20 protein-coding genes are annotated in these 24210 nt (G+C 66.7%); 16 read left to right on the plus strand and 4 right to left on the minus strand.

Features of this window, described 5'->3' with window-relative positions:
- Window positions 1-42 precede the first annotated feature (42 nt).
- Window positions 43-2871 carry an aconitate hydratase AcnA gene (gene acnA / locus TX88_RS16750; protein WP_044518307.1) on the minus strand — a complete coding sequence of 943 codons (2829 nt, stop codon included), beginning with the start codon at window positions 2869-2871 and terminating at the stop codon, window positions 43-45.
- Window positions 2872-3146: 275 nt separating this feature from the next.
- Here acnA and TX88_RS16755 point away from each other — a divergent pair, with 275 nt between their 5' ends.
- The 9 genes from TX88_RS16755 to TX88_RS16795 all read left to right on the plus strand — a co-directional run bounded on the left by TX88_RS16755 (window position 3147) and on the right by TX88_RS16795 (window position 12339).
- A complete protein-coding gene (locus TX88_RS16755) occupies window positions 3147-3731 on the plus strand; it encodes an Rv1476 family membrane protein (RefSeq protein WP_044519488.1) in 585 nt (194 codons plus the stop codon).
- Window positions 3732-3954: 223 nt separating this feature from the next.
- Window positions 3955-5400 carry an NlpC/P60 family peptidoglycan endopeptidase RipA gene (ripA, locus tag TX88_RS16760; RefSeq protein ID WP_044518309.1) on the plus strand — a complete coding sequence of 482 codons (1446 nt, stop codon included), beginning with the start codon at window positions 3955-3957 and terminating at the stop codon, window positions 5398-5400.
- A 10-nt stretch (window positions 5401-5410) separates the two neighbouring features.
- Window positions 5411-6106, plus strand: a complete 696-nt coding sequence (gene ripB, locus TX88_RS16765) for an NlpC/P60 family peptidoglycan endopeptidase RipB (protein ID WP_044518310.1) — start codon at window positions 5411-5413, stop codon at window positions 6104-6106.
- Between the two features lie 136 nt (window positions 6107-6242).
- Window positions 6243-7406, plus strand: a complete 1164-nt coding sequence (gene moxR1, locus TX88_RS16770) for a chaperone MoxR1 (RefSeq protein ID WP_044518312.1) — start codon at window positions 6243-6245, stop codon at window positions 7404-7406.
- The gene (locus TX88_RS16775) at window positions 7403-8347 is read left to right on the plus strand and encodes a DUF58 domain-containing protein (RefSeq protein ID WP_044518315.1); all 945 of its coding nucleotides are present in this window, start codon (window positions 7403-7405) and stop codon (window positions 8345-8347) included. The genes moxR1 and TX88_RS16775 overlap by 4 nt, the downstream gene beginning before the upstream one ends.
- 73 nt (window positions 8348-8420) lie before the next feature.
- Window positions 8421-9428, plus strand: coding sequence for a VWA domain-containing protein (locus TX88_RS16780; RefSeq protein WP_044518318.1), 1008 nt, complete (start codon window positions 8421-8423; stop codon window positions 9426-9428).
- 84 nt (window positions 9429-9512) lie between these two features.
- Entirely contained in the window at window positions 9513-10289 is a 777-nt protein-coding gene (gene fabG1, locus TX88_RS16785; protein WP_044518320.1) for a 3-oxoacyl-ACP reductase FabG1, read from the plus strand.
- Between the two features lie 62 nt (window positions 10290-10351).
- Window positions 10352-11161: an NADH-dependent enoyl-ACP reductase InhA gene (gene inhA, locus TX88_RS16790; protein WP_044518324.1), complete on the plus strand. Its 810-nt coding sequence runs from the start codon at window positions 10352-10354 to the stop codon at window positions 11159-11161.
- A 125-nt stretch (window positions 11162-11286) separates the two neighbouring features.
- Window positions 11287-12339, plus strand: coding sequence for a ferrochelatase (locus TX88_RS16795; protein ID WP_044518326.1), 1053 nt, complete (start codon window positions 11287-11289; stop codon window positions 12337-12339).
- 28 nt (window positions 12340-12367) lie between these two features.
- Here the strand turns inward: TX88_RS16795 and TX88_RS16800 are convergent, their stop codons facing one another.
- Window positions 12368-13225: an Rv1486c family protein gene (locus TX88_RS16800; RefSeq protein WP_044518328.1), complete on the minus strand. Its 858-nt coding sequence runs from the start codon at window positions 13223-13225 to the stop codon at window positions 12368-12370.
- A gap of 57 nt (window positions 13226-13282) precedes the next feature.
- Between TX88_RS16800 and TX88_RS16805 the strand changes: the two genes are divergently transcribed.
- Together TX88_RS16805 and TX88_RS16810 are read left to right on the plus strand one after the other, a co-directional pair.
- Complete coding sequence (locus TX88_RS16805; RefSeq protein ID WP_044518330.1) at window positions 13283-13717, plus strand: NfeD family protein; 435 nt, start codon at window positions 13283-13285, stop codon at window positions 13715-13717.
- Between the two features lie 18 nt (window positions 13718-13735).
- Window positions 13736-14935, plus strand: a complete 1200-nt coding sequence (locus tag TX88_RS16810) for an SPFH domain-containing protein (protein WP_044518332.1) — start codon at window positions 13736-13738, stop codon at window positions 14933-14935.
- Between the two features lie 10 nt (window positions 14936-14945).
- On the opposite strand, the gene TX88_RS16815 is transcribed toward TX88_RS16810, so the two are convergent.
- Window positions 14946-15422, minus strand: a complete 477-nt coding sequence (locus TX88_RS16815) for a nitroreductase family deazaflavin-dependent oxidoreductase (RefSeq protein ID WP_044518334.1) — start codon at window positions 15420-15422, stop codon at window positions 14946-14948.
- Window positions 15423-15444: 22 nt separating this feature from the next.
- Window positions 15445-16200, minus strand: a complete 756-nt coding sequence (locus TX88_RS16820; RefSeq protein WP_044518336.1) for a TVP38/TMEM64 family protein — start codon at window positions 16198-16200, stop codon at window positions 15445-15447.
- Between the two features lie 138 nt (window positions 16201-16338).
- Between TX88_RS16820 and mutA the strand changes: the two genes are divergently transcribed.
- From mutA to lipL, 5 genes are all read left to right on the plus strand, one after another.
- Complete coding sequence (gene mutA, locus TX88_RS16825; RefSeq protein ID WP_167333296.1) at window positions 16339-18210, plus strand: methylmalonyl-CoA mutase small subunit; 1872 nt, start codon at window positions 16339-16341, stop codon at window positions 18208-18210.
- Between the two features lies 1 nt (window position 18211).
- Window positions 18212-20479, plus strand: a complete 2268-nt coding sequence (gene scpA, locus TX88_RS16830) for a methylmalonyl-CoA mutase (RefSeq protein ID WP_044518338.1) — start codon at window positions 18212-18214, stop codon at window positions 20477-20479.
- A gap of 40 nt (window positions 20480-20519) precedes the next feature.
- Window positions 20520-21491 carry a methylmalonyl Co-A mutase-associated GTPase MeaB gene (gene meaB, locus TX88_RS16835; protein WP_044518339.1) on the plus strand — a complete coding sequence of 324 codons (972 nt, stop codon included), beginning with the start codon at window positions 20520-20522 and terminating at the stop codon, window positions 21489-21491.
- A gap of 66 nt (window positions 21492-21557) precedes the next feature.
- A complete protein-coding gene (locus tag TX88_RS16840) occupies window positions 21558-21899 on the plus strand; it encodes a DUF4333 domain-containing protein (RefSeq protein WP_044518342.1) in 342 nt (113 codons plus the stop codon).
- Window positions 21900-21974: 75 nt separating this feature from the next.
- Window positions 21975-23240, plus strand: a complete 1266-nt coding sequence (gene lipL / locus TX88_RS16845; protein WP_044518344.1) for an esterase/beta-lactamase LipL — start codon at window positions 21975-21977, stop codon at window positions 23238-23240.
- The last annotated feature ends 970 nt before the right edge of the window (window positions 23241-24210 follow it).

The raw sequence follows: 24210 nt of genomic DNA on the forward strand, positions 1-24210 counted from the left end.
CTCGGCGCCGCGCCTGTGCTGCTTCGGTTGTCGGATTCAGGATTACTTCGACTTCAGCATGTTGCGCAGCACGTACTGCAGGATGCCGCCGTTGCGGTAGTAGTCGGCCTCGCCGGGGGTGTCGATGCGGACCACCGCGTCGAACTCCACCTTGCTGCCGTCTTCCTTAGTGGCGGTCACCTTCACCGTCTTCGGGGTCTTGCCCTTGTTGAGCTCCTCGATGCCGGTGATGTCGTAGGTCTCGGTGCCGTCCAGCTTGAGGCTGGCGGCCGACTCACCTGCCGGGAACTGCAGCGGGATGACGCCCATGCCGATCAGGTTCGACCGGTGGATGCGCTCGAAGGACTCGGTGATGACGGCCTTCACGCCCAGCAGCACCGTGCCCTTGGCCGCCCAGTCACGCGAGCTGCCCGACCCGTATTCCTTGCCGCCCAACACGACCAGCGGGGTGCCGGCTTCCTTGTAGTTGACCGACGCGTCGTAGATGAACGCCTGCGGGCCGCCGGGCTGGGTGAAGTCACGCGTGTAGCCGCCGGACACGTCGTCGAGCAGCTGGTTCTTCAGCCGGATGTTGGCGAAGGTGCCACGGATCATCACCTCGTGGTTGCCGCGTCGCGACCCCAGCGAGTTGTAGTCCTTGCGCTCAACGCCGTTGGCGTCCAGGTACTGCGCGGCCGGGGTGCCCGGCTTGATCGAACCGGCCGGGCTGATGTGATCGGTGGTCACCGAGTCACCCAGCAGGGCAAGGACTCTGGCGCCCTTGATGTCGCCGACCGGCTCCGGCTCGGCGGGCATGCCGTCGAAGTACGGGGCCTTGCGCACGTAGGTGGAGGCGTCGTCCCACTCGAAGATGTTGCCTTCGGGGGTCGAGAGCGAACGCCAGCGGTCATCGCCCTTGAACACGTCGGCGTAGGAGTCGGTGAACATCTCCCGGTTGATCGAGGACGCGATGGTCTCCTCGATCTCGGCCGCCGACGGCCAGATGTCCTTCAAGAAGACGTCATTGCCGTCCTGGTCCTGCCCGAGCGGGTCGGACTCGAAGTCGAAGTCCATGGTGCCTGCGATGCCGTAGGCGATGACCAGCGGCGGCGAGGCCAGGTAGTTCATCTTGACGTCGGGGGAGATGCGGCCCTCGAAGTTGCGGTTACCCGAGAGCACCGCGGTCACCGAAAGGTCGTTGTCGTTGATGGCCTTGCTGATCTCGTCGGGCAGCGGACCGGTGTTGCCGATGCACGTGGTGCAGCCGTAGCCGCCGAGGTAGTAGCCCAGCTTCTCCAGGTAGGGCCAGAGGTTGGCCTTGTTGTAGTAGTCGGTGACGACCTGGCTGCCCGGTGCCATGTTGGTCTTGACCCACGGCTTGCTGGTCAGGCCCTTCTCGACGGCCTTCTTGGCCAGCAGGGCCGCGCCGAGCATGACCGACGGGTTGGAGGTGTTGGTGCACGAGGTGATGCCCGCGACGACGACCGCGCCGTGGTCGAGCACGAAGTCGCCGCGCTCCTCGGAGCGGACGGTGACCGGCTTGGACGGCCGGCCCTCGGAACCGTTGGCGGCCGACGGGCGGACGTCGACCGCACCGTCGTCGGCGAAGGACAGCGCGACAGAGTCGCTGGCCGGGAAGGACTCGTCGACGGCCTCATCGAGCTTGGTCTCGGGGGTCGGGAGGTTTTCCTCGACGTAGTTGTGGATGTCCTTGCGGAACGCGTTCTTGGCGTCCGACAGCTCGATGCGGTCCTGCGGGCGCTTCGGGCCGGAGATCGAGGGCACCACGGTCGACAGGTCGAGCTCGAGGTACTCGGAGAAGGCCGGCTCGTGGTCGGCGTTGTGCCACATGCCCTGCGTCTTGGCGTACGCCTCGACCAGTGCCAGCTGCTCCTCGGTACGCCCGGTCAGCCGCAGGTAGTTGATGGTCTCTTCGTCGATCGGGAAGATCGCTGCGGTGGAACCGAATTCGGGGCTCATGTTGCCCAGGGTGGCGCGGTTGGCCAGCGGCACCTCGGCGACGCCCTTGCCGTAGAACTCGACGAACTTGCCGACCACGCCGTGCTTGCGCAGCATGTCGGTGACGGTGAGCACCACGTCAGTGGCGGTCACGCCGGGCTTGATCTCACCGGTCAGCTTGAAGCCGACGACGCGGGGGATGAGCATCGAGACGGGCTGGCCCAGCATGGCGGCCTCGGCCTCGATACCGCCGACGCCCCAGCCCAGCACACCGAGACCGTTCTCCATGGTGGTGTGGCTGTCGGTGCCCACACAGGTGTCGGGGTAGGCCACCCCGTCGCGCTCGAACACCACTCGGGCCAGGTATTCGATGTTGACCTGATGGACGATGCCGGTGCCCGGGGGGACGACCTTGAAGTCGTCGAAGGCGCCCTGCCCCCAGCGCAGGAACTGGTAGCGCTCGGAGTTGCGTTCGTATTCGAGCTCGACGTTGCGCTCGAACGCGCCGGCATTGCCGAACACGTCGAGGATCACGGAGTGGTCGATGACCATCTCTGCCGGCGAGAGCGGGTTCACCTTGTCCGGATCCCCACCCAGGGCCGCGACAGCCTCGCGCATCGTCGCTAGGTCGACGATGCACGGCACGCCGGTGAAGTCCTGCATCAGCACCCGCGCCGGCGTGAACTGGATCTCGACGCTCGGCTCGGCCGAGGGATCCCAGTTGGCGATGGCCTGGATGTGGTCTTTGGTGATGTTGGCGCCGTCCTCGGTGCGCAGGAGGTTCTCCGCGAGCACCTTGAGGCTGTACGGGAGCTTTTCGGTACCGGGTACCGCGTCGAGGCGATAGATCTCGTAGCTCTTGTCCCCGACAGTCAGAGTGTCGCGGGCACCAAATGAGTTAAGGGACGAATTTTCCGTATTCTCGCTGCTCACATCAACTCCCGGTTAGATCTCGCCGCGACGGGCTGTGTCGGCGGCGTGCTGATCCTAACAGTACGCTTGTCCTGCAATGGCCGGCGGGCCGGGGTCCAGTCTTCACTGGTCGCGTGTTCGTTGCCACCCCGTCCGGGCGATCCGTGTGATCCGTCGGCCGGCACCCGCCCAACGCCTGCCTCGAGCGTCACCCGGGCATGACGATAGGTGGTCGATGCGGTGACGATTTCCGTGTCGCTTCGCAGGGGTGGATGGGCTCGGGATACCGTGCGTCTGTGACCGGACCCCATGTCATCCCGTTCCTGCCGGCCTACATCCCGGTCGAGGTGTGTGACACCGTCGGGATGGATCCGGCGCAACCCGAAGGGGTGGCCAAGTGCATGGCGGCCGTGCAGGCGGACGTTCGCGACGACGGGGTCAGTGCACCGGACGCCGATGTCGAGGCCCTGCGCCAGGTGGTCAGCGACGCCCGTCAGGGCGGGGTCGACCTCAAGATCGTGGTGCTGCCGCAGAACCCCGGCATCGATACGCCGCTGCGTGACATCGCCTCGGAGGTCGGGGAGGCCAATCCGGGTGCGACCGTGCTCGCGCTGAGTCCGTCTTTCGCCGGTACGTACAGCCCGACTGTCGACCGGGTGACTTTGGAAGCCGGACAGGATGTGGCCAAAACCGGTAATCCGGTGTTGTCGGCGAAGAATTTCGTCGGCGAGATTTCGACCCCCGACTTTCCCTGGACCGCACTCACGATCGTGCTGACGCTCGGAGTTGCCGCGGCGGCCGCACTGACTCGCGCTCTGCAGGTGCGCAGCAAACGATTGGCCGGGTCAGGGGCCTCGAGCGCCCCTTCGACGGAGGTCTGAAAAACCCGTCGAACATTAGTTCGGAATATCTCCCAATATCACTAATAGGTCACACTATTCGCAATTACATTCCTGTAATTTGTGACTAAAGTTTCTTTGGCTTCAGATGTGACGTACGGTGCAATCGGTACCCATTGTTGCAGTTGTGCTTCATGTGACTTCTGTGCAAAGGCCCCGAGCAAACGCCGTACGCCGGCGTTGAGCCATAGGAGACTTGAGTCGAATGAGACGCACCGTCGGCGTCCCGCGTACGCGAGGAACAGTTGGGGCATCTGCACCCTGGCTGGTCGGCCGTTTCTGGGCCGTGCCGGTGACCGTCGCGATGCTGTTGACCACGGCGATGTCGGGCGGTGTCCCGGCCGCGGCTGATCCCGGGGCGCCCGATCAGGTCGCCACGCTCGTCGCCGCGGTGGCCAACGCCGACCAGAAGCTGCAGGAGTTGGGCGCTGCCATCCAGACCCAGCAGGAAGCCGTCAACAAGGCCATCGTCGACGTGCAGGACGCCCGCGACGCCGCAGCGACGGCGCAGCAGGAGGTCGACGCCAGCCAGCAGGGAATCGCCGACGCCAATGCCGCCATCGCCGAGGCGCAGAAGAGGTTCGACACCTTCGCCGCGGCCACTTACGTCAACGGCCCGTCGAGCTCGTATCTGACCGCGTCGGACCCCGCTGACATCGCACGCACCGCGGCGACCGGCCAGACCCTGGCGGCCAGCACGGACAAGGTGATCACCGATCTGCAGCGGGCCCGCACCGAGCAGGTGAACCGCGAGTCGGCCGCCCGGCTGGCCAAGCAGAACGCCGACCAGGCCACGGTCAATGCCCAGACCAGTCAGGACTCCGCGGTCGCAGCACTGCAGCAGGCGCAGCAGACGTTCAGTGCCCAGCAGGGTGAGCTGCAGCGGTTGACCGACGAACGGGCAACGGCGGCAGCCCAACTCGCTCAGGTGCACAAGGCCTCGGCGCCGATCGCCGCCGCGCCGGCGCAGGGCGCGGCACCGCAGGTCGCGGCGGGGGACTGGGATCGGGCTCCCGGCGCTCCGGCTCAGGCGGGCCAGAAGTGGGACGGCGAATGGGATCCCACGCTGCCTGCGATTCCCAGTGCGTTCGTCAGCGGTGACCCGATCGCGATCATCAACACCGTTCTGGGGATCTCGTCGACCTCGGCTCAGGTCACCCAGAACATGGGCCGCGGCTTCCTGCAGAAGCTCGGCATCCTGCCCACTCCGACCGGCTACACCAACGGGGCTATTCCGCGGGTATACGGAAGGCAGGCATCCGAATACGTCATCCAGCGGGCCGGCTCCCAGATGGGGGTTCCGTACTCGTGGGGCGGTGGCAACGCAGCCGGTGCCAGCCGTGGCATCGATTCGGGTGCCAACACGGTCGGGTTCGACTGTTCGGGTCTGATCCTCTACGCATTCGCCGGTGTCGGCATCAAGCTGCCGCACTACTCGGGCTCGCAGTACAACGCCGGTCGCAAGATCCCGTCCTCGCAGATGCGGCGCGGTGACGTGATCTTCTACGGCCCCGGTGGCAGCCAGCACGTGACGCTCTACCTCGGCAACGGCCAGATGCTCGAAGCGCCCTACACGGGTTCGCACGTCAAGATCTCGCCGGTCCGGACCAGCGGGATGACCCCGTACGTCGTCCGCTACATCGAATACTGATGGGAATACCTTGCGCTCCTTCGTCTTACGTTGCCTGATACTGATCGCCGCAACTGCGTTCGCGGCGATCAGTTTGGTGGCGCCGGCCGGTGCCGCGCCTGACGACGGGCAGTGGGATCCCACTCTTCCGAAGCTCGTCAGCTCCGGGGCGCCCGGCGACCCGGTCGCCATCGCCAACGCGTCGTTCCAGGTCAGCCAGCTCGCGCTGCAGACCACGCAGAACCTCGGTTCGCAGTTCCTGCAGAGCATCGGGCTGGCCCCGAAGCAGGCGGCCTCGTCATTCCCCGGCGGCCGGGTCCGTGGCCCGCAGGCCATCGAATACGCGATCCGGCGCGGGGGTACCCAGATGGGCGTGCCCTACTCGTGGGGCGGTGGCACCCTGACCGGTCCCGGCCCCGGTGTGGACTACGACGCCGGGAAGATGGGCTTCGACTGTTCCGGCCTGACTCGCTACGCCTTCGCCGGCGTGGGTGTGCAGATTCCGAAGTACTCGGGTGACCAGTACAACACCGGCCGCAAGGTGCCGGTGGCCCAGGCAAAGCGCGGTGATCTCCTGTTCTGGGGCCCCGGCGGTAGCCAGCACGTGGCGATGTATCTCGGCGGCGGGAAGATGCTGGAGGCGTCGGGCAGCGCGGAAAAAGTCACCGTGAGCCCGGTCCGCACCTCGGGCATCCAGCCCTATGCGGCCCGCATCATCGAATCCTGAGGGGAACCTGAAGTCTTCCGGGCAGCGTCGACGGATCTCGAAGTGCCTGGAATAGTTGACGACGGGCACCCGATTGCCCGATAGAACATGTTTGCATGACCAGCGTTTTGTAGTCGAACACCGTGGGAGGAAGTTGATGACGTCACCGAGTGGACCGCCGCAGGGCGCCGGAGGTTATCCCGGTTCGAGCCCGGCGCCGGGCTTTCCGCCCGGGTCGACCGGCTCCCACGCCGGGCCGGCTGCCCCGCAGGCCGCGACCAACGGCAACCTGCAGGCCGAGGTGCACACCCTGGAACGTGCCATCTTCGAGGTCAAGCGGATCATCGTCGGCCAGGACCAGCTCGTCGAGCGGATGCTCGTGGGGCTGCTCGCCAAGGGTCACGTCCTGCTCGAAGGTGTGCCCGGTGTGGCCAAGACCCTGGCGGTCGAGACGTTCGCCAAGGTCGTCGGCGGCACCTTCGCGCGCATCCAGTTCACCCCTGACCTGGTGCCCACCGACATCATCGGTACCCGCATCTACCGGCAGGGCAAAGAAGACTTCGACATCGAGCTGGGCCCGGTGGTGGTCAACTTCCTGCTCGCCGACGAGATCAACCGTGCGCCGGCCAAGGTGCAGTCCGCGCTCCTCGAGGTGATGGCCGAGCGCAAGATCTCCATCGGCGGCAAGACCTTCCCGCTGCCCAGCCCGTTCCTGGTGATGGCGACCCAGAACCCGATCGAGCAGGAAGGCGTCTACGCGCTGCCGGAAGCCCAGCGTGACCGCTTCCTGTTCAAGCTCAACGTCGACTACCCGACGCCGGAGGAAGAGCGCGAGATCATCTACCGGATGGGCGTCAAGCCCCCGGAGCCCAAGCAGATCCTGAACACCGGCGATCTGCTGCGGCTGCAGGAACTCGCGGCCAACACCTTCGTGCACCACGCGCTGGTGGACTACGTGGTGCGGATCGTCACCGCGACGCGCGAGCCCGAGAAGTTCGGCATGCCCGATGCGAAGGCGTGGATCGCCTACGGTGCCTCGCCGCGTGCCTCGCTCGGCATCATCTCGGCGGCCCGCGCGCTGGCTTTGGTGCGCGGCCGTGACTACGTCATCCCGCAGGATGTCGTCGAGGTGATCCCCGATGTGCTGCGTCACCGCCTCGTGCTGACCTACGACGCGCTGGCCGATGAGGTCTCGGCTGAGACCGTGGTGAACCGGATCCTGCAGACGGTTGCCCTGCCTCAGGTGAATGCGCTTCCGCAGCAAGGGCATTCCGTTCCGCCCGCCGTACCTGCCGCGGCCGGCGCGGCGGGTGGTCGGTGACCAGTTCCCGACGCACCGTCGACCTGCCGTCTCTGAAGCGCGGGGAGATTCGGGACCCCGCGTTGACGGCGGCGTTGCGCAAGCTTGAGCTGACGGTGCGGCGCAAGCTCGACGGAGTTCTGCACGGCGACCACCTCGGTCTGATCCCGGGTCCGGGATCAGAGCCGGGGGATTCGCGGATCTACCAGCCCGGCGACGACGTGCGCCGGATGGACTGGTCGGTGACGGCGCGGACACAGACGCCCCACGTGCGACAGATGATCGCCGACCGCGAACTGGAGACCTGGCTGGTCGTCGACATGTCGGCCAGCATGGACTTCGGTACTACCGGCTGCGAGAAGCGTGATCTGGCGGTGGCGGCCGCGGCCGCGATCGCGTTCCTCAACAGCGGTGGCGGCAACCGGATCGGCGCGATCATCGCCAACGGGGAGACCGTGCGACGGGTTCCGGCATTGAGTGGGCGGCTGCACGAGCAGGAGCTGCTGCGGGCGATCGCCACCACGCCGAAGGCCGCGCCCGGGGTGCGGGGCGACCTGGCCGGTGCCATCGATGCTCTCCGTCGTCCCGAGCGCAGGCGCGGCATGGCCGTGATCATCAGTGACTTCCTCGGGCCGATCAACTGGATGCGCCCGCTGCGGGCGATCGCCGGGCGCCACGAAGTACTGGGCATCGAGATCCTCGACCCGCGCGACGTCGAGTTGCCTGCTGTCGGCGATGTGGTGCTGCAGGACACCGAGACCGGTGTCACCCGCGAGTTCACCATCGACGAGCAGTTGCGCAGCGATTTCGAGCGGGCCGCCGCGGCCCATCGTGAGGAAGTGGCCCGCACGTTGCGGCGGTGCGATGCACCGCTGCTGAGCCTCCGCACCGACCGGGACTGGATCGCCGATGTGGTCCGGTTTGTGGCTAGTCGGCGGCGCGGCGCACTGGCCAGCCGGTGAGCGCTTGCGCGAAGAGCGACGGGCACAGGTAGACGAAGCTTGACCAGCAACCAACCGAAATGACTTCTAGCACATGACTTTACCGATTCTCGGTCCGATGAGCCTGACGGGCTTCGCGCACGCGTGGTGGTTCCTGTTCCTCTTCGTGGTACTGGGCCTGCTGGCGTACTACGTCATCGTGCAGCGCGCGCGGAAGCAGCGGATCCTGCGGTTCGCCAACATGGAGCTGCTCGAAAGTGTGGCGCCCAAGCAACCGACCCGGTGGCGGCATCTGCCCGCCGCGCTGTTGGCGGTCTCACTCGTCCTGCTGACGGTCGCGATGGCCGGTCCCACCCATGACGTGCGGATTCCGCGCAACCGTGCGGTGGTGATGCTGGTGATCGACGTGTCGCAGTCGATGCGTGCCACCGACGTCGCGCCCAGCCGGCTGGCCGCCGCGCAGGAAGCCGCCAAGCAGTTCGCCGATCAGCTCACCCCGGGGATCAACCTGGGCCTGATCGCCTACGCAGGCACGGCCACGGTGCTGGTACAGCCGACCACCAACCGCGAGGCCACCAAGAACGGCCTGGACAAGCTGCAGCTGGCCGACCGGACCGCCACCGGTGAAGGCATCTTCACGGCGCTGCAGGCGATCGCCACCGTGGGTGCGGTGATCGGCGGCGGTGACGAGAAACCGCCCGCGCGCATCGTGCTGATGTCCGACGGCAAGGAGACCGTGCCGTCCAACCCGGACAACCCCAAGGGTGCCTACACCGCGGCGCGCACCGCCAAGGACCAGGGGGTGCCGATCTCCACGGTGTCCTTCGGTACGCCCTACGGCTATGTCGAGATCAACGATCAGCGCCAGCCGGTGCCGGTCGACGACGAGATGCTCGGCAAGATCGCCAAGCTGTCCGGCGGAGACGCCTTCACCGCGTCCAGCCTGGAGCAGCTGAAGCAGGTGTTCACCTCGCTGCAGCAGCAGATCGGCTACGAGACGATCAAGGGCGACGCCAGCCTCGGCTGGCTGCGGCTGGGGGCATTGGTGCTGGCGCTGGCCGGTGTGGCGGCCCTGTTGATCAACCGCAGACTGCCCGGCTAGGACGCGATCCGGCCCGTGTGGTCGCCGGTCGACACGGGTGATGCGATTTTCAGACCATGCTGGTGAGGAGATAAGTTGGCGGGCATGAGTGACAGCGTCGCCACCGAGAATGCCACCGAAAGCCCCAACGCAGAATCCGGCGGCCGACCGGCATTCGTCTCCCGCTCCGTGCTGGTCACCGGTGGAAACCGGGGGATCGGCCTGGCGATCGCACAGCGCCTGGCCGCCGACGGGCACAAGGTGGCCGTCACCCACCGCGGATCCGGAGCGCCCGACGGGCTGTTCGGCGTCGTGTGCGACGTCACCGACAACGAGGCCGTCGACCGCGCGTTCAAAGAGGTCGAAGAGCACCAGGGTCCGGTCGAGGTTCTGGTGTCCAACGCCGGGATCTCCCAGGATGCGTTCCTGATGCGGATGACCGAGGAGCGGTTCGAGAACGTCATCAACGCGAACCTCACCGGGGCGTTCCGGGTGGCGCAGCGGGCTTCGCGCAGCATGCAGCGCAAGCGTTTCGGCCGGATCATCTTCATCGGCTCGGTCTCGGGCATGTGGGGGATCGGCAACCAGGCCAACTACGCAGCCGCCAAGGCCGGCCTGATCGGCATGGCCCGCTCGATCTCCCGGGAACTGTCCAAGGCCGGTGTCACCGCGAACGTCGTGGCCCCCGGCTACATCGACACCGAGATGACCCGTTCCCTCGACGAGCGGATTCAGGCGGGCGCACTGGAGTTCATCCCGGCCAAGCGGGTCGGCACCGCAGACGAGGTCGCCGGTGCGGTCAGCTTCCTGGCGTCCGAGGATGCCGGCTACATCGCGGGTGCGGTGATCCCGGTCGACGGCGGCATGGGTATGGGGCACTGACCCAAAAGCTCTGGACAACACGAACTTTCGCATAACTCTTCACCGAAGTAGGAGTCAGGACAATGGCAGGTTTGCTCGAAGGCAAGCGCATCCTCGTCACGGGGATCATCACGGACAGCTCGATCGCGTTCCACATCGCCAAGGTGGCCCAGGAGGCCGGCGCCGAGCTGGTGCTCACCGGTTTCGATCGGATGAAGCTGATCCAGCGCATCGCCGACCGGCTGCCCAAGCCGGCACCGCTGCTCGAGCTCGACGTGCAGAACGAGGAGCACCTGGCAAGCCTGGCCGGACGCATCGGCGAGGTCATCGGTGAGGGCAACAAGCTCGACGGTGTGGTGCACTCGATCGGCTTCATGCCGCAGACCGGCATGGGCGTCAACCCCTTCTTCGACGCCCCCTACGAGGATGTCGCCAAGGGCATCCACATCTCGGCGTACTCCTACGCATCGCTGGCCAAGGCCACGCTGCCGATCATGAACGAAGGCGGCAGCATCGTCGGCATGGACTTCGATCCGACCCGCGCGATGCCGGCCTACAACTGGATGACGGTGGCCAAGAGCGCACTCGAGTCGGTCAACCGGTTCGTCGCCCGTGAGGCCGGCCCGTTCGGTGTCCGCTCCAACCTTGTTGCGGCGGGACCGATCCGGACCCTGGCCATGAGCGCCATCGTCGGCGGCGCGCTGGGTGCCGAGGCCGGGGATCAGATGCGGCTGCTCGAAGAGGGCTGGGATCAGCGCGCGCCGGTCGGCTGGAACATGAAGGACCCGGAGCCGGTCGCCAAGACGGTGTGTGCGCTGCTGTCGGACTGGCTGCCCGCCACCACCGGCACCATCGTCTACGCCGATGGCGGCGCCAGCACCCAGCTGTTGTGATGAGCGCTTGCGCGCGGAGCCGACGGCTCTGACTTGTTTTTCGCCGAAACCGCATTCAGGCAGGTGTGCCACTCGCACAAACCCTGCCGGAGTGCGGTTTCGCGGTTCAAAGGAGAGGCACCCTGATGGAGATTGATGAGCCGCTTGCGCGAAGGGCATCAAGCTTCGACGCGGTTCTGCTGCTGTCCTTCGGGGGACCGGAGGCGCCGGATCAGGTGATGCCGTTCCTGGAGAACGTGACCCGGGGGCGCGGCATCCCTGCCGAGCGGCTGGCCGAAGTCGCCGAGCACTACCTGCATTTCGGTGGGGTATCGCCGATCAATGGGATCAACCGGGCACTGATCGAGCAGTTGCGGGCCGAATTGCCCGGTATGCCGGTCTATTTCGGTAACCGGAACTGGGATCCCTTCGTCGAAGACACCGTTACGGCGATGCGCGACGACGGAATTCGGCGGGCGGCAGTGTTCACCACGTCGGCCTGGGGTGGGTATTCCAGCTGCACCCAGTACGTCGAGGACATCGCCCGGGCCCGGACCGCGGTGGGCGAGAACGCCCCCGAGCTCGTCAAACTGCGCCAGTACTTCGACCATCCGCTGCTGGTGGAGATGTTCGCCGACGCGATCGCGGCAGCGGCGGCCACATTGCCTGCCGAGCTGCGCGACGAGGCCCGGTTGGTGTTCACCGCGCACTCGGTACCCATCGCGGCCGATGAGCGGCACGGGCCGCGGCTCTACAGTCGCCAGGTCGGCTACGCGACGCGGCTGGTGGCCGCCGCCGCGGGCTACCAGGACTTCGACCAGGTGTGGCAGTCGCGGTCGGGTCCGCCCCGGATCCCGTGGCTGGAACCCGACGTCGCCGATCACCTGACCGCATTGGGCCAGAAGGGAACCCGGGCGGTCATCGTGTGCCCGATCGGGTTCGTCGCCGACCACATCGAAGTGGTCTGGGATCTGGACTACGAGCTGCGACTGCAGGCCGAGCAAGCCGGTATCGCCTTCGCGCGGGCCGGCACCCCGAATGCCGACAGGCGTTTCGCCCGGTTGGCCGCCGGACTGATCGATGAGCTCCGCACGGGTGCGGAGCCGCAGCGGGTGGCCGGTCCTGAGCCGGTGCCCGGCTACGGATTCAGCGTCAACGGTGCGCTGTGCTCACCGCACTGCTGTGGCATGCCGTCCTAGTACGCGAACCACCTGAGGCCGGGAAAATTCAGTCCCGCCAAGCGGATTGCAGGATGGCCTCGAGTGCGGCCAGCCGTGCGGAGCGGACCACCCGGTCCAGAGGCCTCATGGCATCGCCGGCGATCTGGACCTCCGAGGAACTCTGTAGGCCGATCGGCATCAGCCCCGAGCTCACCGTGATGATCGCTTCCACGTGGGCGGCGTTCTCCAGCACCCGCACGGCCCGGGTCGGGGCATGGTCCGGGATCGGGTGCATCCGGCCGGCCTCGAGGATGTCCTCCACCATGCCGCGCGGGTCGTCGATGTCGATACCGACACCGGCCCGCAACGCGACCAGGGTGTCGGCGGCCGAGCGCACCGCCGACTTCAACTCGTACTCGGCCTCGCCGAGGTCGTAGTGCTGCGGCGGCGGCAGAACAGGCAGTGAGTACACCGTCCACGACAGTGCCCGCGGTTCGGGCGCCAACGTGGATTCGGTTTCCACGTCATCGAATTCGAAATACTCGAACTCCGGCACCAGCCCGACGCCGTCCAGCTCGTCGTGGGTCACCAGCACCGCTTCGCCGACCGCCAGCGCATCCCGCTGGAACTGCGAACCCGCGGGCAGACCGCGGACGTCGCCGGGAACCGGCAGGGCCACCCTGATCGAGGGCCTGGTCCCGGATCTGCCGACAGCGGTGCGCAGGGTCTGCAGCAACGACACCGAACCGGAGTCCTCCAACTCCGGCCAGGGCAGGCTGGTTCGGACCGCCGCCTGCGAGTCATAAGCGGTCACAGAATGCATTGGTGCCCACTGGGATAACGCGTCGAGGACGTCGTCAGGCGCGGCCGCGCCGGCAAGCCAGGCGTTGGCCCACATCGAAAGAGTTGCACTTGGACACCACATGATCCTGGCAGTGTAATTGTCGGTCGCCGATAAGGCCTGATTCGCTAGGGTGGGCGCATGCCCCTACCGCTGATCTGGCTCATCCTGGCGCTGGGACTCGCCGGGGCAGAAGCGCTGACCGGCGACATGTTCCTGCTCATGCTGGCCGGCGGTGCACTGGCCGCGAGCGGATCGAGTTGGCTGTTCGACCTGCCGCTCTGGGCTGACGGCGCGGTGTTCCTCGTGGTGTCGGTGCTGTTGCTGGTTTTGGTCCGGCCCGCGTTGCGGCGCCGTTTCGAGGCCGGAAGTGGGCTGCCGGACCTGGTCAAGGCGCTGGAGGGCAAGTCGGCGCTGGTGCTCGAGCGGGTGGCCGAGCACGAGGGCCAGGTCAAGCTGGACGGCGAGGTCTGGACGGCGCGCCCGCTCAACGATCACGATGTGTACGAACCGGGTGATCATGTGACCGTCGTGCGAATCGACGGCGCCACCGCGGTGGTCTTCAAATCGATGTAGTACCAGGGAGGATTCGCTATGGGTGGTGCTGTAGTCGGGCTGGTCTTACTGCTCGTACTTGTGGTGTTCGCGATCATCGTGGTGGCCAAATCGGTCGCGCTCATTCCCCAGGCCGAGGCCGCGGTGATCGAGCGTCTCGGCCGCTACAGCCGCACGGTCAGCGGTCAGCTGACACTGCTGGTGCCGTTCATCGACCGGATCCGCGCCCGGGTGGACCTGCGCGAGCGGGTTGTGTCCTTCCCACCACAGGGGGTGATCACCGAGGACAACCTGACGCTGGCCATCGACACGGTGGTGTATTTCCGGGTCATGAACCCGCAGGCCGCCGTCTACGAGATCAGCAACTACATCGTCGGTGTGGAACAGCTGACCACCACCACGCTGCGCAACGTCGTCGGTGGGATGACCCTGGAGCAGACTCTGACCTCACGCGACTTGATCAACCAGCAACTGCGCGGTGTGCTCGACGAGGCGACCGGCCGGTGGGGGCTTCGCGTCGCCCGGGTCGAGCTGCGCAGCATCGACCCGCCGCCGTCCATCCAGGAGTCGATGGAAAAGCAGATGAAGGCCGATCGTGACAAGCGGGCCATGATCCTCACCGCCGAGGGTGTGCGGGAATCCTCGATCAAGCAGGCCGAGGGCCAGAAGCAGTCGCAGATCCTGGCGGCCGAGGGTGCCAAGCAGGCCGCGATCCTGGCCGCCGAGGCCGACCGGCAGTCCCGGATGCTGCGGGCCCAGGGTGAGCGGGCCGCTCAGTACCTGCAGGCGCAGGGGCAGGCCAAGGCCATCGAGAAGACCTTCGCCGCGATCAAGGCGGGCCGGCCCACCCCGGAGATGCTGGCGTATCAGTACCTGCAGACGTTGCCGCAGATGGCCAAGGGGGAGGCGAACAAGGTCTGGCTGGTCCCGAGCGACTTCGGTTCGGCGTTACAGGGTTTCACCAAGATGCTGGGGGCGCCCGGCGAGGACGGCGTCTTCCGGTACACACCGTCGCCCGTGGACGAGGACCTGCCGAAGCCCGAGGACGACAGCGACGAGGTCGCCGAATGGTTCAACACGGAGACCGATCCCGAGATCGCCCGAGCCGTTGCCAAGGCCGAGGCCGAGGCTCGGGCCACCACTCCGCCGCTGAGTGCCAGGCCGCCGCAGCCGTCATTGGAGACCCCGCCGGAGGCCCTGCCCAACGAACTGGACGGTGGCGCGCACCGGGCGCAGTAGCACCGGCGCGTCAGCGATTCGGCCGTAGTCGGATCTCGACCATCGGCAGCGGTGTGTCCGTCTCGGTGATCGGCTGGCCGAGCGTCTCTTCGAGGACGAGTTTGAACTGCTGCCAGGTCGTCGGGTGGCGTTCCCGGTAGTCGGTCAGGACCTGATCGGCGCGGCGCTGGTCGAGGACATGGGCGTCGCCGGACACCGGCCGGTGACTGCCGAGCCACACCCTGACCGCCGGGTTGACCGCGATGTTGCGGAACCACTGCGCTTTCGTACCGAAGCCCGAGGCGACGACGACAGTGTCGGGACTCGGCCGGTCGACGACTTCGAGGACGACGTAGCGGCGTTCACCGGAGGTGCGGCCGATGTGCTCGAGCATCATCATCCTGGCGCCGAGCAGCGCTCCGGCCCGGATCCGGTAGAGCCAGATCGGGGCACGTACGAGTCTGCGGTTGCGTAGGAGGCGGGCACCGAAATCGGGCAGTGCGCTCATGCGTCGTCCCCTCTCGCGCCGTTCACGGCTCTGTGAAAATGCGCGGGATGTCCACCGGTTGCGGTGTGTCGGGCTGCAGCTGCGCACGCTCGCGGTGGTGGAGGCGCATCTCGTAGACCAGTCCGGTCACACCGAGTGCGGCGGTGCTCAGCGACACCAGGATCAGCGCCGGGCTGATGTTCCCCGTCAACGCGTCGCCCAGGATGACGACCGCCGCGGTGCCGGGGAACAGCCCCACCAGCGTCGCCAAGGTGTAGGGCACCACCCGCACGGCGGACGCGCCGGCCGCGTAGTTCAGTACCGAGAAGGGCACCGCCGGAATCAGCCGCATGGACAGCACCACCGGCCAGCCACGCCGCCGCAGCCGGGTGTCCAGTGATTCGATCCGGGGGTGGGGCAGCAGCCGGTTGAGCTGCCAGCCGGCCGCGCGGATCAGGAACAGGGCCAGCACCGCACTCACCGCGCTGGCCGCCACCGCGATCGCCACGCCCAGCACGGGGCCGAACAGCAGGCCCGCGGCCAGGGTGAAGGCGGTGCGGGGGAACGGGAAGACCGTCACCACGATGTGGGCGCCGAGGAAGGCCAGCGGGAACCAGGGCCCCACCGAGGTCGCCCAGTCCCGCATCTGCATCGCTGTCGGCAACGGAATCAGCACGGCAACTGCGACGAGAATCACAATGCCGGCCAACAGGCCCACGATCCGCCGAGGTGGCAGCTGGGAAGCCGTCGCGATCACCGCGGCGCGCACCACGCGCAGGGTTCTGACGACGGGTTTCACGTCATACAACAGTACGGGCCGCCGGCGCGGAACACCGGTGGGCGCCGCCGTGAGTCGACCGACCAGCGGTCAGCACCGTGATGGCGATCATTTAGCCTGAGGGGCGAGTGGGTAGGTCACACGCTGCGATAACAGGAGATGCGGGTGTCGTTACAGGGGACTAGTGCGGTCGAGTCGGACCGTCGGCAGTGGCGGACGGCGGTCGCCGGCGTGCTGGCCAAGAGCAGCCGGCGGGATGTCGCCGATCTGCCGGCCGAGCCGGAGCGCCTACTGGATTCGCAAACCTATGAGGGTTTCGCCATCCGGCCGCTCTACACCAGCCTGGACGCGCTTCCGGAGACCGCCCTGCCGGGGCAGTGGCCGTTCGTTCGCGGCGGCGATGCTCTTCGGGACGTGAAGTCGGGCTGGAAGGTCGTCGAGAGCTTCCCCGCTGTCGCGGGCAGCGCCGTGGGCACGGTCAACGGCGCGGTGCTGGTGGCGCTGACCGAGGGTGCCAGTGCGCTGGCCGTGCGGGTCGGCGGCGAGGACGGTATCGCTCTGGGTGAGCTGGACCGCCTGCTGGACGGTGTGTTCCTGGATCTGGTGCCGGTGATCTTCGAAGGCGTTGCGAACACCGCGGCAGACCTGACCGCCGTCGCCGACGCAGTGTTGCCGCTTCTCGAGGATCTTGACGACGACCAGCGCTCGCGGTTGTCGATCGACCTGGGTGTCGACCCGCTGACCGCGCCGCTCTCGGGGCAGCCCGCCTCTGATGACGCCGACCTGCCGGCCACCGTCGCCAAGCTCACCGGCCACGCCGGTGGAGTGCGGGCGATCACGGTCGACGGCCCGGCGTTCCACAACCTGGGCGCCAGCGCGGCGTGGGAGCTCGCCGGCTCGGTTGCCGCGGCCGTCGCCTATCTGCGGATCATGAACGACGGCGGAATAGCGGCTCCGGATGCGCTGCGGCAGATCAGTTTCCGGTACGCCGCCGATGATGATCAGTTCATGACGATCGCCAAGTTGCGGGTCGCGCGGCAGCTCTGGGCCCGAGTCGCCGAGGTGGTCAATGCCGCGGATGCCGGCGCCGCCCGAATCCATGCCGTGACCTCGCTGCCGATGATGACGCAGCGGGATCCCTGGGTGAACATGTTGCGCACCACTCTGGCCGCCTTCGCCGCGGGCGTCGGGGGAGCCGACACCGTGCAGGTGCACCCGTTCGACGCGGCGATTCCCGACGGCCTGGACGGGTCGTCGACGAGTTTCACCCGCCGCATCGCCCGCAACACCCAGCTGCTGCTGCTCGAGGAGTCGCACATCGGTCAGGTGCTCGACCCGGCCGGTGGCTCATGGTTTGTCGAAGACCTGACCGCGCAACTCGCCGAGCAGGCCTGGGCGCATTTCCAGGACATCGAGGCGCGCGGCGGATTCGTCGCGGCCCGCGACTACATCGCTGCCCAGATCGCCGACGTCGCCGCCCGGCGCAGTGCCGACATCGCGCACCGCCGCACTTCGATCACCGGTGTCAACGAATTCCCCAACCTCGACGAAAAGCCGCTCCCACAAAGTGGTTCGGCGTCCTCGATCGCTCGGTACGCGGCCGGATTCGAGGCGCTGCGCGACCGTTCGGATGCGTTCCTGGCAACGACCGGTGCACGTCCCAAGGTTCTGTTGCTGCCGCTGGGACCGCTGTCCGAGCACAACATCCGCACCACGTTCGCGTCGAACCTGTTGGCTTCCGGCGGAATCGAGGCGATCAACCCCGGGGTCCTGGACGCAGCCGCGGTTGCCGCGGCGGTGGCCGAAGCCGGTGCCCCGACGGTGGCGGTGCTGTGCGGAACCGATGCCCGTTACGGCGCCGAGGCGTCCGGAGCGGTGGCCGCCGCCCGCGCTGCCGGTGTCCGTCAGGTGTTGCTCGCCGGCCCGGAAAAGGCTGTCGCCGAAGCCGACTCGAAGCCCGACGGATATCTGACCGCGAAGATCGATGCGGTCGAAGCCTTGTCGAACCTCCTCACCGGACTGGGGGCCTGAGATGACTGCCACAACTGGATCAGAGATCCGTAGTTTCGCCGACGTACCGCTGCGCGGTGACGAGCCGGCTCGGTCCGTCACCCCCGATGCGGTGCAGGAGCATGTGGCGGCGGCCGCCGCCGCGCACGGCTACGCCCCCGAGCAGCTGACCTGGGCCACGCCCGAGGGTATCGACGTCAAGCCGGTGTACATCGCTGCCGACCGCGACGAGGCGGCCGAGGCCGGCTATCCGCTCGACAGCTTCCCGGGCGCACCGCCTTTCGTGCGCGGGCCGTACCCGACGATGTACGTGAACCAGCCGTGGACCATCCGCCAGTACGCCGGATTCTCGACCGCCGCTGAGTCCAACGCGTTCTACCGCCGCAACCTGGCCGCCGGCCAGAAGGGTCTGTCGGTGGCCTTCGACCTGGCCACCCACCGCGGGTACGACTCGGACCATCCGCGAGTGCAGGGTGACGTCGGAATGGCCGGTGTGGCCATCGATTCCATCCTCGACATGCGCCAGTTGTTCGACGGCATCGACCTGTCGACCGTGTCGGTCTCGATGACGATGAACGGCGCGGTGCTGCCGATCCTGGCGCTCTACGTCGTCGCCGCCGAGGAGCAGGGGGTGCCGCCGGAGAAGCTGGCCGGGACCATCCAGAACGACATCCTCAAAGAGTTCATGGTCCGCAACACCTACATCTATCCGCCCAAGCCGTCGATGCGGATCATCTCGGACATCTTCGCCTACACCAGCGCCAAGATGCCGAAGTTCAACTCGATCTCGATCTCGGGTTACCACATCCAAGAGGCCGGTGCCACAGCGGATCTGGAGCTCGCCTACACGCTCGCCGACGGTGTCGAGTACATCAAGGCCGGACTGGATGCCGGACTGGACATCGACAAGTTCGCACCGCGACTGAGCTTCTTCTGGGGCATCGGCATGAACTTCTTCATGGAGGTGGCCAAGCTTCGGGCCGGCCGCCTGCTGTGGAGCGAGCTGGTGGCCCAGTTCGAGCCCAAGAGTGACAAGTCGTTGTCGCTGCGCACCCACTCGCAGACCTCGGGCTGGTCCCTGACCGCACAGGACGTGTTCAACAACGTCGCCCGAACCTGCATCGAGGCGATGGCGGCCACGCAGGGGCACACCCAGTCGCTGCACACCAACGCCCTGGACGAGGCCCTGGCGCTGCCCACCGACTTCTCGGCACGGATCGCCCGCAACACCCAGTTGCTGCTGCAGCAGGAGTCGGGGACCACCCGGCCGATCGACCCGTGGGGCGGTTCCTACTACGTCGAGTGGCTGACGCATCAGCTTGCGGACAAGGCACGTGCCCACATCCACGAGGTGAACGAGCACGGCGGCATGGCGCAGGCGATCAGCGACGGGATTCCGAAGCTGCGTATCGAGGAGGCGGCCGCCCGGACCCAGGCGCGTATCGACTCCGGTGCCCAGCCGCTGATCGGCGTCAACAAGTACCAGGTCGAAGAGGACCAGGAGATCGAGGTCCTCAAGGTTGAGAACAGCCGGGTGCGGGCCGAGCAGCTGGCCAAGCTGCAGCAGCTTCGAGCCGACCGCGACGAGTCGGCGACGCAGGCCGCGCTGACGGAGCTGACCCGTGCGGCCGAGGCCACCGGGTCCGCCGGCGAGGACGGGCTGGGCAACAACCTGCTGGCCCTGGCCATCAATGCCGCCCGCGCCAAGGCCACCCTCGGCGAGATCTCCGACGCGCTGGAGAAGGTGTACGGGCGCCACCAGGCCGAGATCCGTACGATTTCGGGCGTCTACCGGGACGAAATCGGGGGAGCTGGGAAGGTCGGCGGAATGTCTACCGCGACGGAGCTGGTGAACAAGTTCGCCGAGGCCGATGGCCGTCGGCCCCGCATCCTGGTGGCCAAGATGGGCCAGGACGGTCACGACCGTGGGCAGAAGGTGATCGCGACGGCATTCGCCGACATCGGCTTCGACGTCGACGTGGGCTCGCTGTTCTCCACCCCGGAGGAGGTGGCCCGTCAGGCCGCCGACAACGACGTACATGTGGTCGGAGTGTCCTCGCTGGCGGCGGGGCATCTCACCTTGGTGCCGGCGCTGCGTGACGCGCTGGGCGAGGTGGGTCGCCCGGACATCATGATCGTCGTCGGCGGGGTCATCCCGCCCGGGGATTTCGACGAGCTGTACGAGGCCGGGGCGACCGCGATCTTCCCGCCGGGCACCGTGATCGCCGACGCCGCCATCGGCCTGCTGCAGAAGCTGGCAGACCGGCTCGGGTACCAGCTGGGTGAGTAGTGGCTTCCGTTCGGAGGGCAGGAGCGGAGCGACCCGGGATATGAACTCACCTCGCGAACTGGCGGCGGCCATCCGTAATGGCGACCGCGCCGCGCTGGCGCGGGCCATCACGATGGTCGAGTCCACCCGGGCCGATCATCGTGACCAGGCCCAGCAGTTGCTGCTGGAGCTCATGCCGGACGCAGGCAAAGCCCAGCATGTCGGTATCACCGGGGTTCCCGGTGTCGGCAAGTCGACGACGATCGAAGCCCTCGGCATGTACCTGATCGAGGCAGGTCACCGGGTAGCGGTCCTGGCTGTTGACCCGTCGTCGACGCGCACCGGGGGCTCGATCCTGGGCGACAAGACCCGGATGGCCCGCCTGGCGGTCCATCCGGACGCCTACATCCGGCCGTCACCGACCTCTGGGACGCTCGGCGGGGTGGCAAAGGCCACCCGGGAGACCATCGTGCTGCTGGAGGCGGCGGGCTACGACGTCATCCTGGTCGAGACCGTTGGAGTGGGGCAGTCCGAGGTCACGGTGTCGAACATGGTCGACACGTTCGTCTTTCTCACCCTGGCCCGCACCGGCGACCAGTTGCAGGGCATCAAGAAGGGTGTCCTGGAGCTGGCCGATGTCATCGTCGTCAACAAGGCCGACGGCGAGCACGCGATCGAGGCCAAGGCGGCCGCCCGCGAACTGACCGGAGCTATCCGTCTGATCTACCCGCGCGAAACACTATGGCGGCCACCGGTTCTCACGATGAGCGCGATCGAGGGGCACGGGCTTGCCGAGCTGTGGGAGACAGTGCTCAAGCACCGTGAGGTGCTCACCGAGGCGGGCGAGTTCGAAGCCAGGCGCCGCGCGCAGCAGGTGGACTGGACCTGGTCGATGGTGCGCGACACCGTGCTGGACCGGGTGATGTCGCATCCTGGGGTGCGCGAGATCCGCGACGAGGTGGAACGCCGGGTGCGCGAGGGCGAACTGACCCCGGCGCTGGCGGCTCAGGAGATTCTCGACGCTGCCGACTGACAGGACGTCTGCCGCACTTACGCTGTTGCAAGCGACACGGAAGCGAAAGGCTGGTCTGAGCCGGAGATGAGGGACGTGAAGGCGAAACTGCGTGTGTTCGTGGGCGCTGTGATGGTCGGCGGTGTGGTGTTGACCGGGTGCGGGGGAGGCGGGTCGACCGGTACCCAGCCCACCGTGGCCAAGACGAAGCTCCAAGCTCTGGCGAAGGAGAAGCTGGAAGCCGCGGCCAAGCGCAAAGCCAAGTCTGTGACCTGCGAAGACGGCATCGTCGGCAAGGTGGGGGCGACCCAGCGTTGTGTGCTGACAGCCAAGGACGGCACCAAGTACGGCGTTACGGCTACGGTCAAGACTGTCGAGTCCGACAACGTCAACATCGACTTCAAGGTGGACGACAAGCCGACGCAGTGATCTGGGGGCCGTTCTCCGGCTAACAGGTAGGTAACGCTTGTGGAATTTGCCGGGGGTCCAGGTAAATTCGAGTGTGTGACCGATCACAACGGGGTGCGCGACGAGGCGCTCCCACACGGCGTCCAAGGCGCGGCGGACAGGAACTTCTCCTGTACGGTCCGCGGGTTCTCGAAATTGTTCCCAGGCCGGAAGTACGGCGGCGGGGCGCTGGTGATTCTGCAGGACGGAGCGCCCGTCGTCGACGTCTGGACCGGCTACTCGGATCGTGAAGGTACACAACATTGGACGGCCGATACCGCCGCGATGGTGTTCTCCGCGACAAAGGGGATGGCCTCGACAGTCATCCATCGCCTCGTCGACCGCGGTCTGATCGAATACGACAGCCCGGTGAGCGCGTACTGGCCTGAATTCGCGGCCAGCGGCAAATCCGCGATCACGGTGCGGCAGGTGATGGCGCACGAGGCCGGGCTGTCTCAGCTCAATGGCGTCAGCAAAGCCGATCTGCTGGATCACCTGGTGATGGAGGGCCGGGTTGCCGCCGCGCCGGTCAACTCGATTCTGTTCGGCAAGCCGGCCTACCACGCCCTGACCTACGGCTGGTTGTTGTCAGGTCTGGCTCGTGCGGTGACCGGGCGGAGCATGCGTGAGCTGTTCCGTGCCGAGCTGGCGGAACCGCTGGGGACAGACGGTCTTCACCTGGGGCGCCCACCGGTGGGGTCTCCCACCCGGGCGGCGCAAATCCTTCTGCCGCAACGGCATTGGCCCAACCAGATCTTCGACTTCGTCGCGCCGAGGGTCGCCGCGTTGAACTCCTCCCGGGCCTTCGGCTCGATGTACTTCCCCGGCGTGATGTCGCTGGTTCAGGGCGACACTCCGTTCCTGGACTCCGAGGCGCCTGCGGTCAACGGCGTGGCTACTGCCCGCGGCCTGGCCAGGATGTACGGCGCGATCGCCAACGGGGGCCGCTTCAACGGCGTGGAATACCTGTCCGAGCGCACGGTGGCCGGGCTGGCCGGTCCGCCCGGATTGCGTCCGGACCACAATCTGGGGGTGCCACTCGGCTTCCACCTCGGATATCACTCGGTCCCGTTCGGGGTGATGCCCGGATTCGGGCACGTGGGGCTCGGTGGGTCGGTCGGCTGGGCGGACCCGGCCAGCGGGCTGGCGATCGGCTTCGTACACAACCGGCTGTTGACGCCGATGGTGCTCGACATGGCTGCCTTCGTCGGTCTGAACGCTCTGATCCGAAAGGACGTCGCCCGCGCCCGCAAGCGGGGATACGTAGCCGTACCGGATCTCGGTGCGTCACCGCACGGGTTGCCCAGGCCCGCCGCGGGCTAGTTCGTCGCTCATCGACATAAGGCCGACCTGACGAATGGCGTCAGGTCGGTTTTATTCGTTGCGGGGGGTCCAAGTGGGCCCGCGGAGGCGGCCACAACGCTCCGAGCTGCAGTGATATACATCACACAATGTCCCAGTTATGGGACACCCTTACTGGACATGCAGCGCTTCTCCGTCGTTAACCCCGGTCGGTTTGCTTTTCAATGCAACCAGTGGGCTTGGTCACGCAATCGCGGACGGCGTGGGCTGAGTCTCAATACGCCCGTGTCGAGGCCTGCGTCCGCCCAGCGCCGCCTCAGGGGGTTGCGAGCCACCGGGCCATCTTCATGATCAGCGCTGGTCGCTACCGTTGCAGTGTCAATTAATCCCATTAGCCAATGCGGCTATCAGGTACACAATCGTACCATTTTCGGTACGCGCGTAAGCGGAACATGAATTGGGTTCAGCTACGGTTTCGATAGTTTGCGTGGCGGTGGCCAGCTAACTAATTGAAGACTTCCTATGAATTAACTGAGAGTGGTGAATTGAACACGGATATCGAATCATGGACAACCTGCGAAAAGGTGTTTCAGCGCGCGATACTAGCGAAAAACTAGTTAGCGGAACAATTTCTGCGGCCGAGTGGTGGCGCCGGATCGGGCGACGAAAGCGTCTGTAGTGCAAGCAGATTCGTGCTTTTTGAGGCGTGGTGGTTGGGCCGCTCGGGGTCTCGCTGGGGAAAACGTCTGCCGCTGCTACTTTTCAACAATGGGCGAGTCCAGCGAACATGCAAGCAATTTTGCGATCAGATGTTTCCAACATCTAGGTTGGGCCACGCGCTAGGCTACGAAGCCGCGTTGGCAACGACTCGAACCGGATACGGGGATTCGGTACCGTGCGTCGATGGCGACGTAGCGCACTTTCTTTTGCGCGTCCTAAGTACGTTGATCGGAGCTTTGCTCAAAGATCGCATCGAGAGAGGTTGAGCCTA

The sequence above is a fragment of the Mycolicibacterium septicum DSM 44393 genome (assembly GCF_000455325.1).
Lineage (GTDB): Bacteria > Actinomycetota > Actinomycetes > Mycobacteriales > Mycobacteriaceae > Mycobacterium > Mycobacterium septicum.

Bases quoted from the DNA above. Each gene is read 5' to 3' on its own strand.
- ripA (WP_044518309.1), top strand. From the start codon at position 3,955: ATGAGACGCACCGTCGGCGTCCCGCGTACGCGAGGAACAGTTGGGGCA.
- moxR1 (WP_044518312.1), top strand. From the start codon at position 6,243: ATGACGTCACCGAGTGGACCGCCGCAGGGCGCCGGAGGTTATCCCGGT.
- TX88_RS16780 (WP_044518318.1), top strand. From the start codon at position 8,421: ATGACTTTACCGATTCTCGGTCCGATGAGCCTGACGGGCTTCGCGCAC.
- fabG1 (WP_044518320.1), top strand. From the start codon at position 9,513: ATGAGTGACAGCGTCGCCACCGAGAATGCCACCGAAAGCCCCAACGCA.
- inhA (WP_044518324.1), top strand. From the start codon at position 10,352: ATGGCAGGTTTGCTCGAAGGCAAGCGCATCCTCGTCACGGGGATCATC.
- TX88_RS16795 (WP_044518326.1), top strand. From the start codon at position 11,287: ATGGAGATTGATGAGCCGCTTGCGCGAAGGGCATCAAGCTTCGACGCG.
- TX88_RS16800 (WP_044518328.1), bottom strand. From the start codon at position 13,225: ATGTGGTGTCCAAGTGCAACTCTTTCGATGTGGGCCAACGCCTGGCTT.
- TX88_RS16805 (WP_044518330.1), top strand. From the start codon at position 13,283: ATGCCCCTACCGCTGATCTGGCTCATCCTGGCGCTGGGACTCGCCGGG.
- TX88_RS16810 (WP_044518332.1), top strand. From the start codon at position 13,736: ATGGGTGGTGCTGTAGTCGGGCTGGTCTTACTGCTCGTACTTGTGGTG.
- TX88_RS16815 (WP_044518334.1), bottom strand. From the start codon at position 15,422: ATGAGCGCACTGCCCGATTTCGGTGCCCGCCTCCTACGCAACCGCAGA.
- mutA (WP_167333296.1), top strand. From the start codon at position 16,339: ATGCGGGTGTCGTTACAGGGGACTAGTGCGGTCGAGTCGGACCGTCGG.
- scpA (WP_044518338.1), top strand. From the start codon at position 18,212: ATGACTGCCACAACTGGATCAGAGATCCGTAGTTTCGCCGACGTACCG.
- meaB (WP_044518339.1), top strand. From the start codon at position 20,520: ATGAACTCACCTCGCGAACTGGCGGCGGCCATCCGTAATGGCGACCGC.
- TX88_RS16840 (WP_044518342.1), top strand. From the start codon at position 21,558: ATGAGGGACGTGAAGGCGAAACTGCGTGTGTTCGTGGGCGCTGTGATG.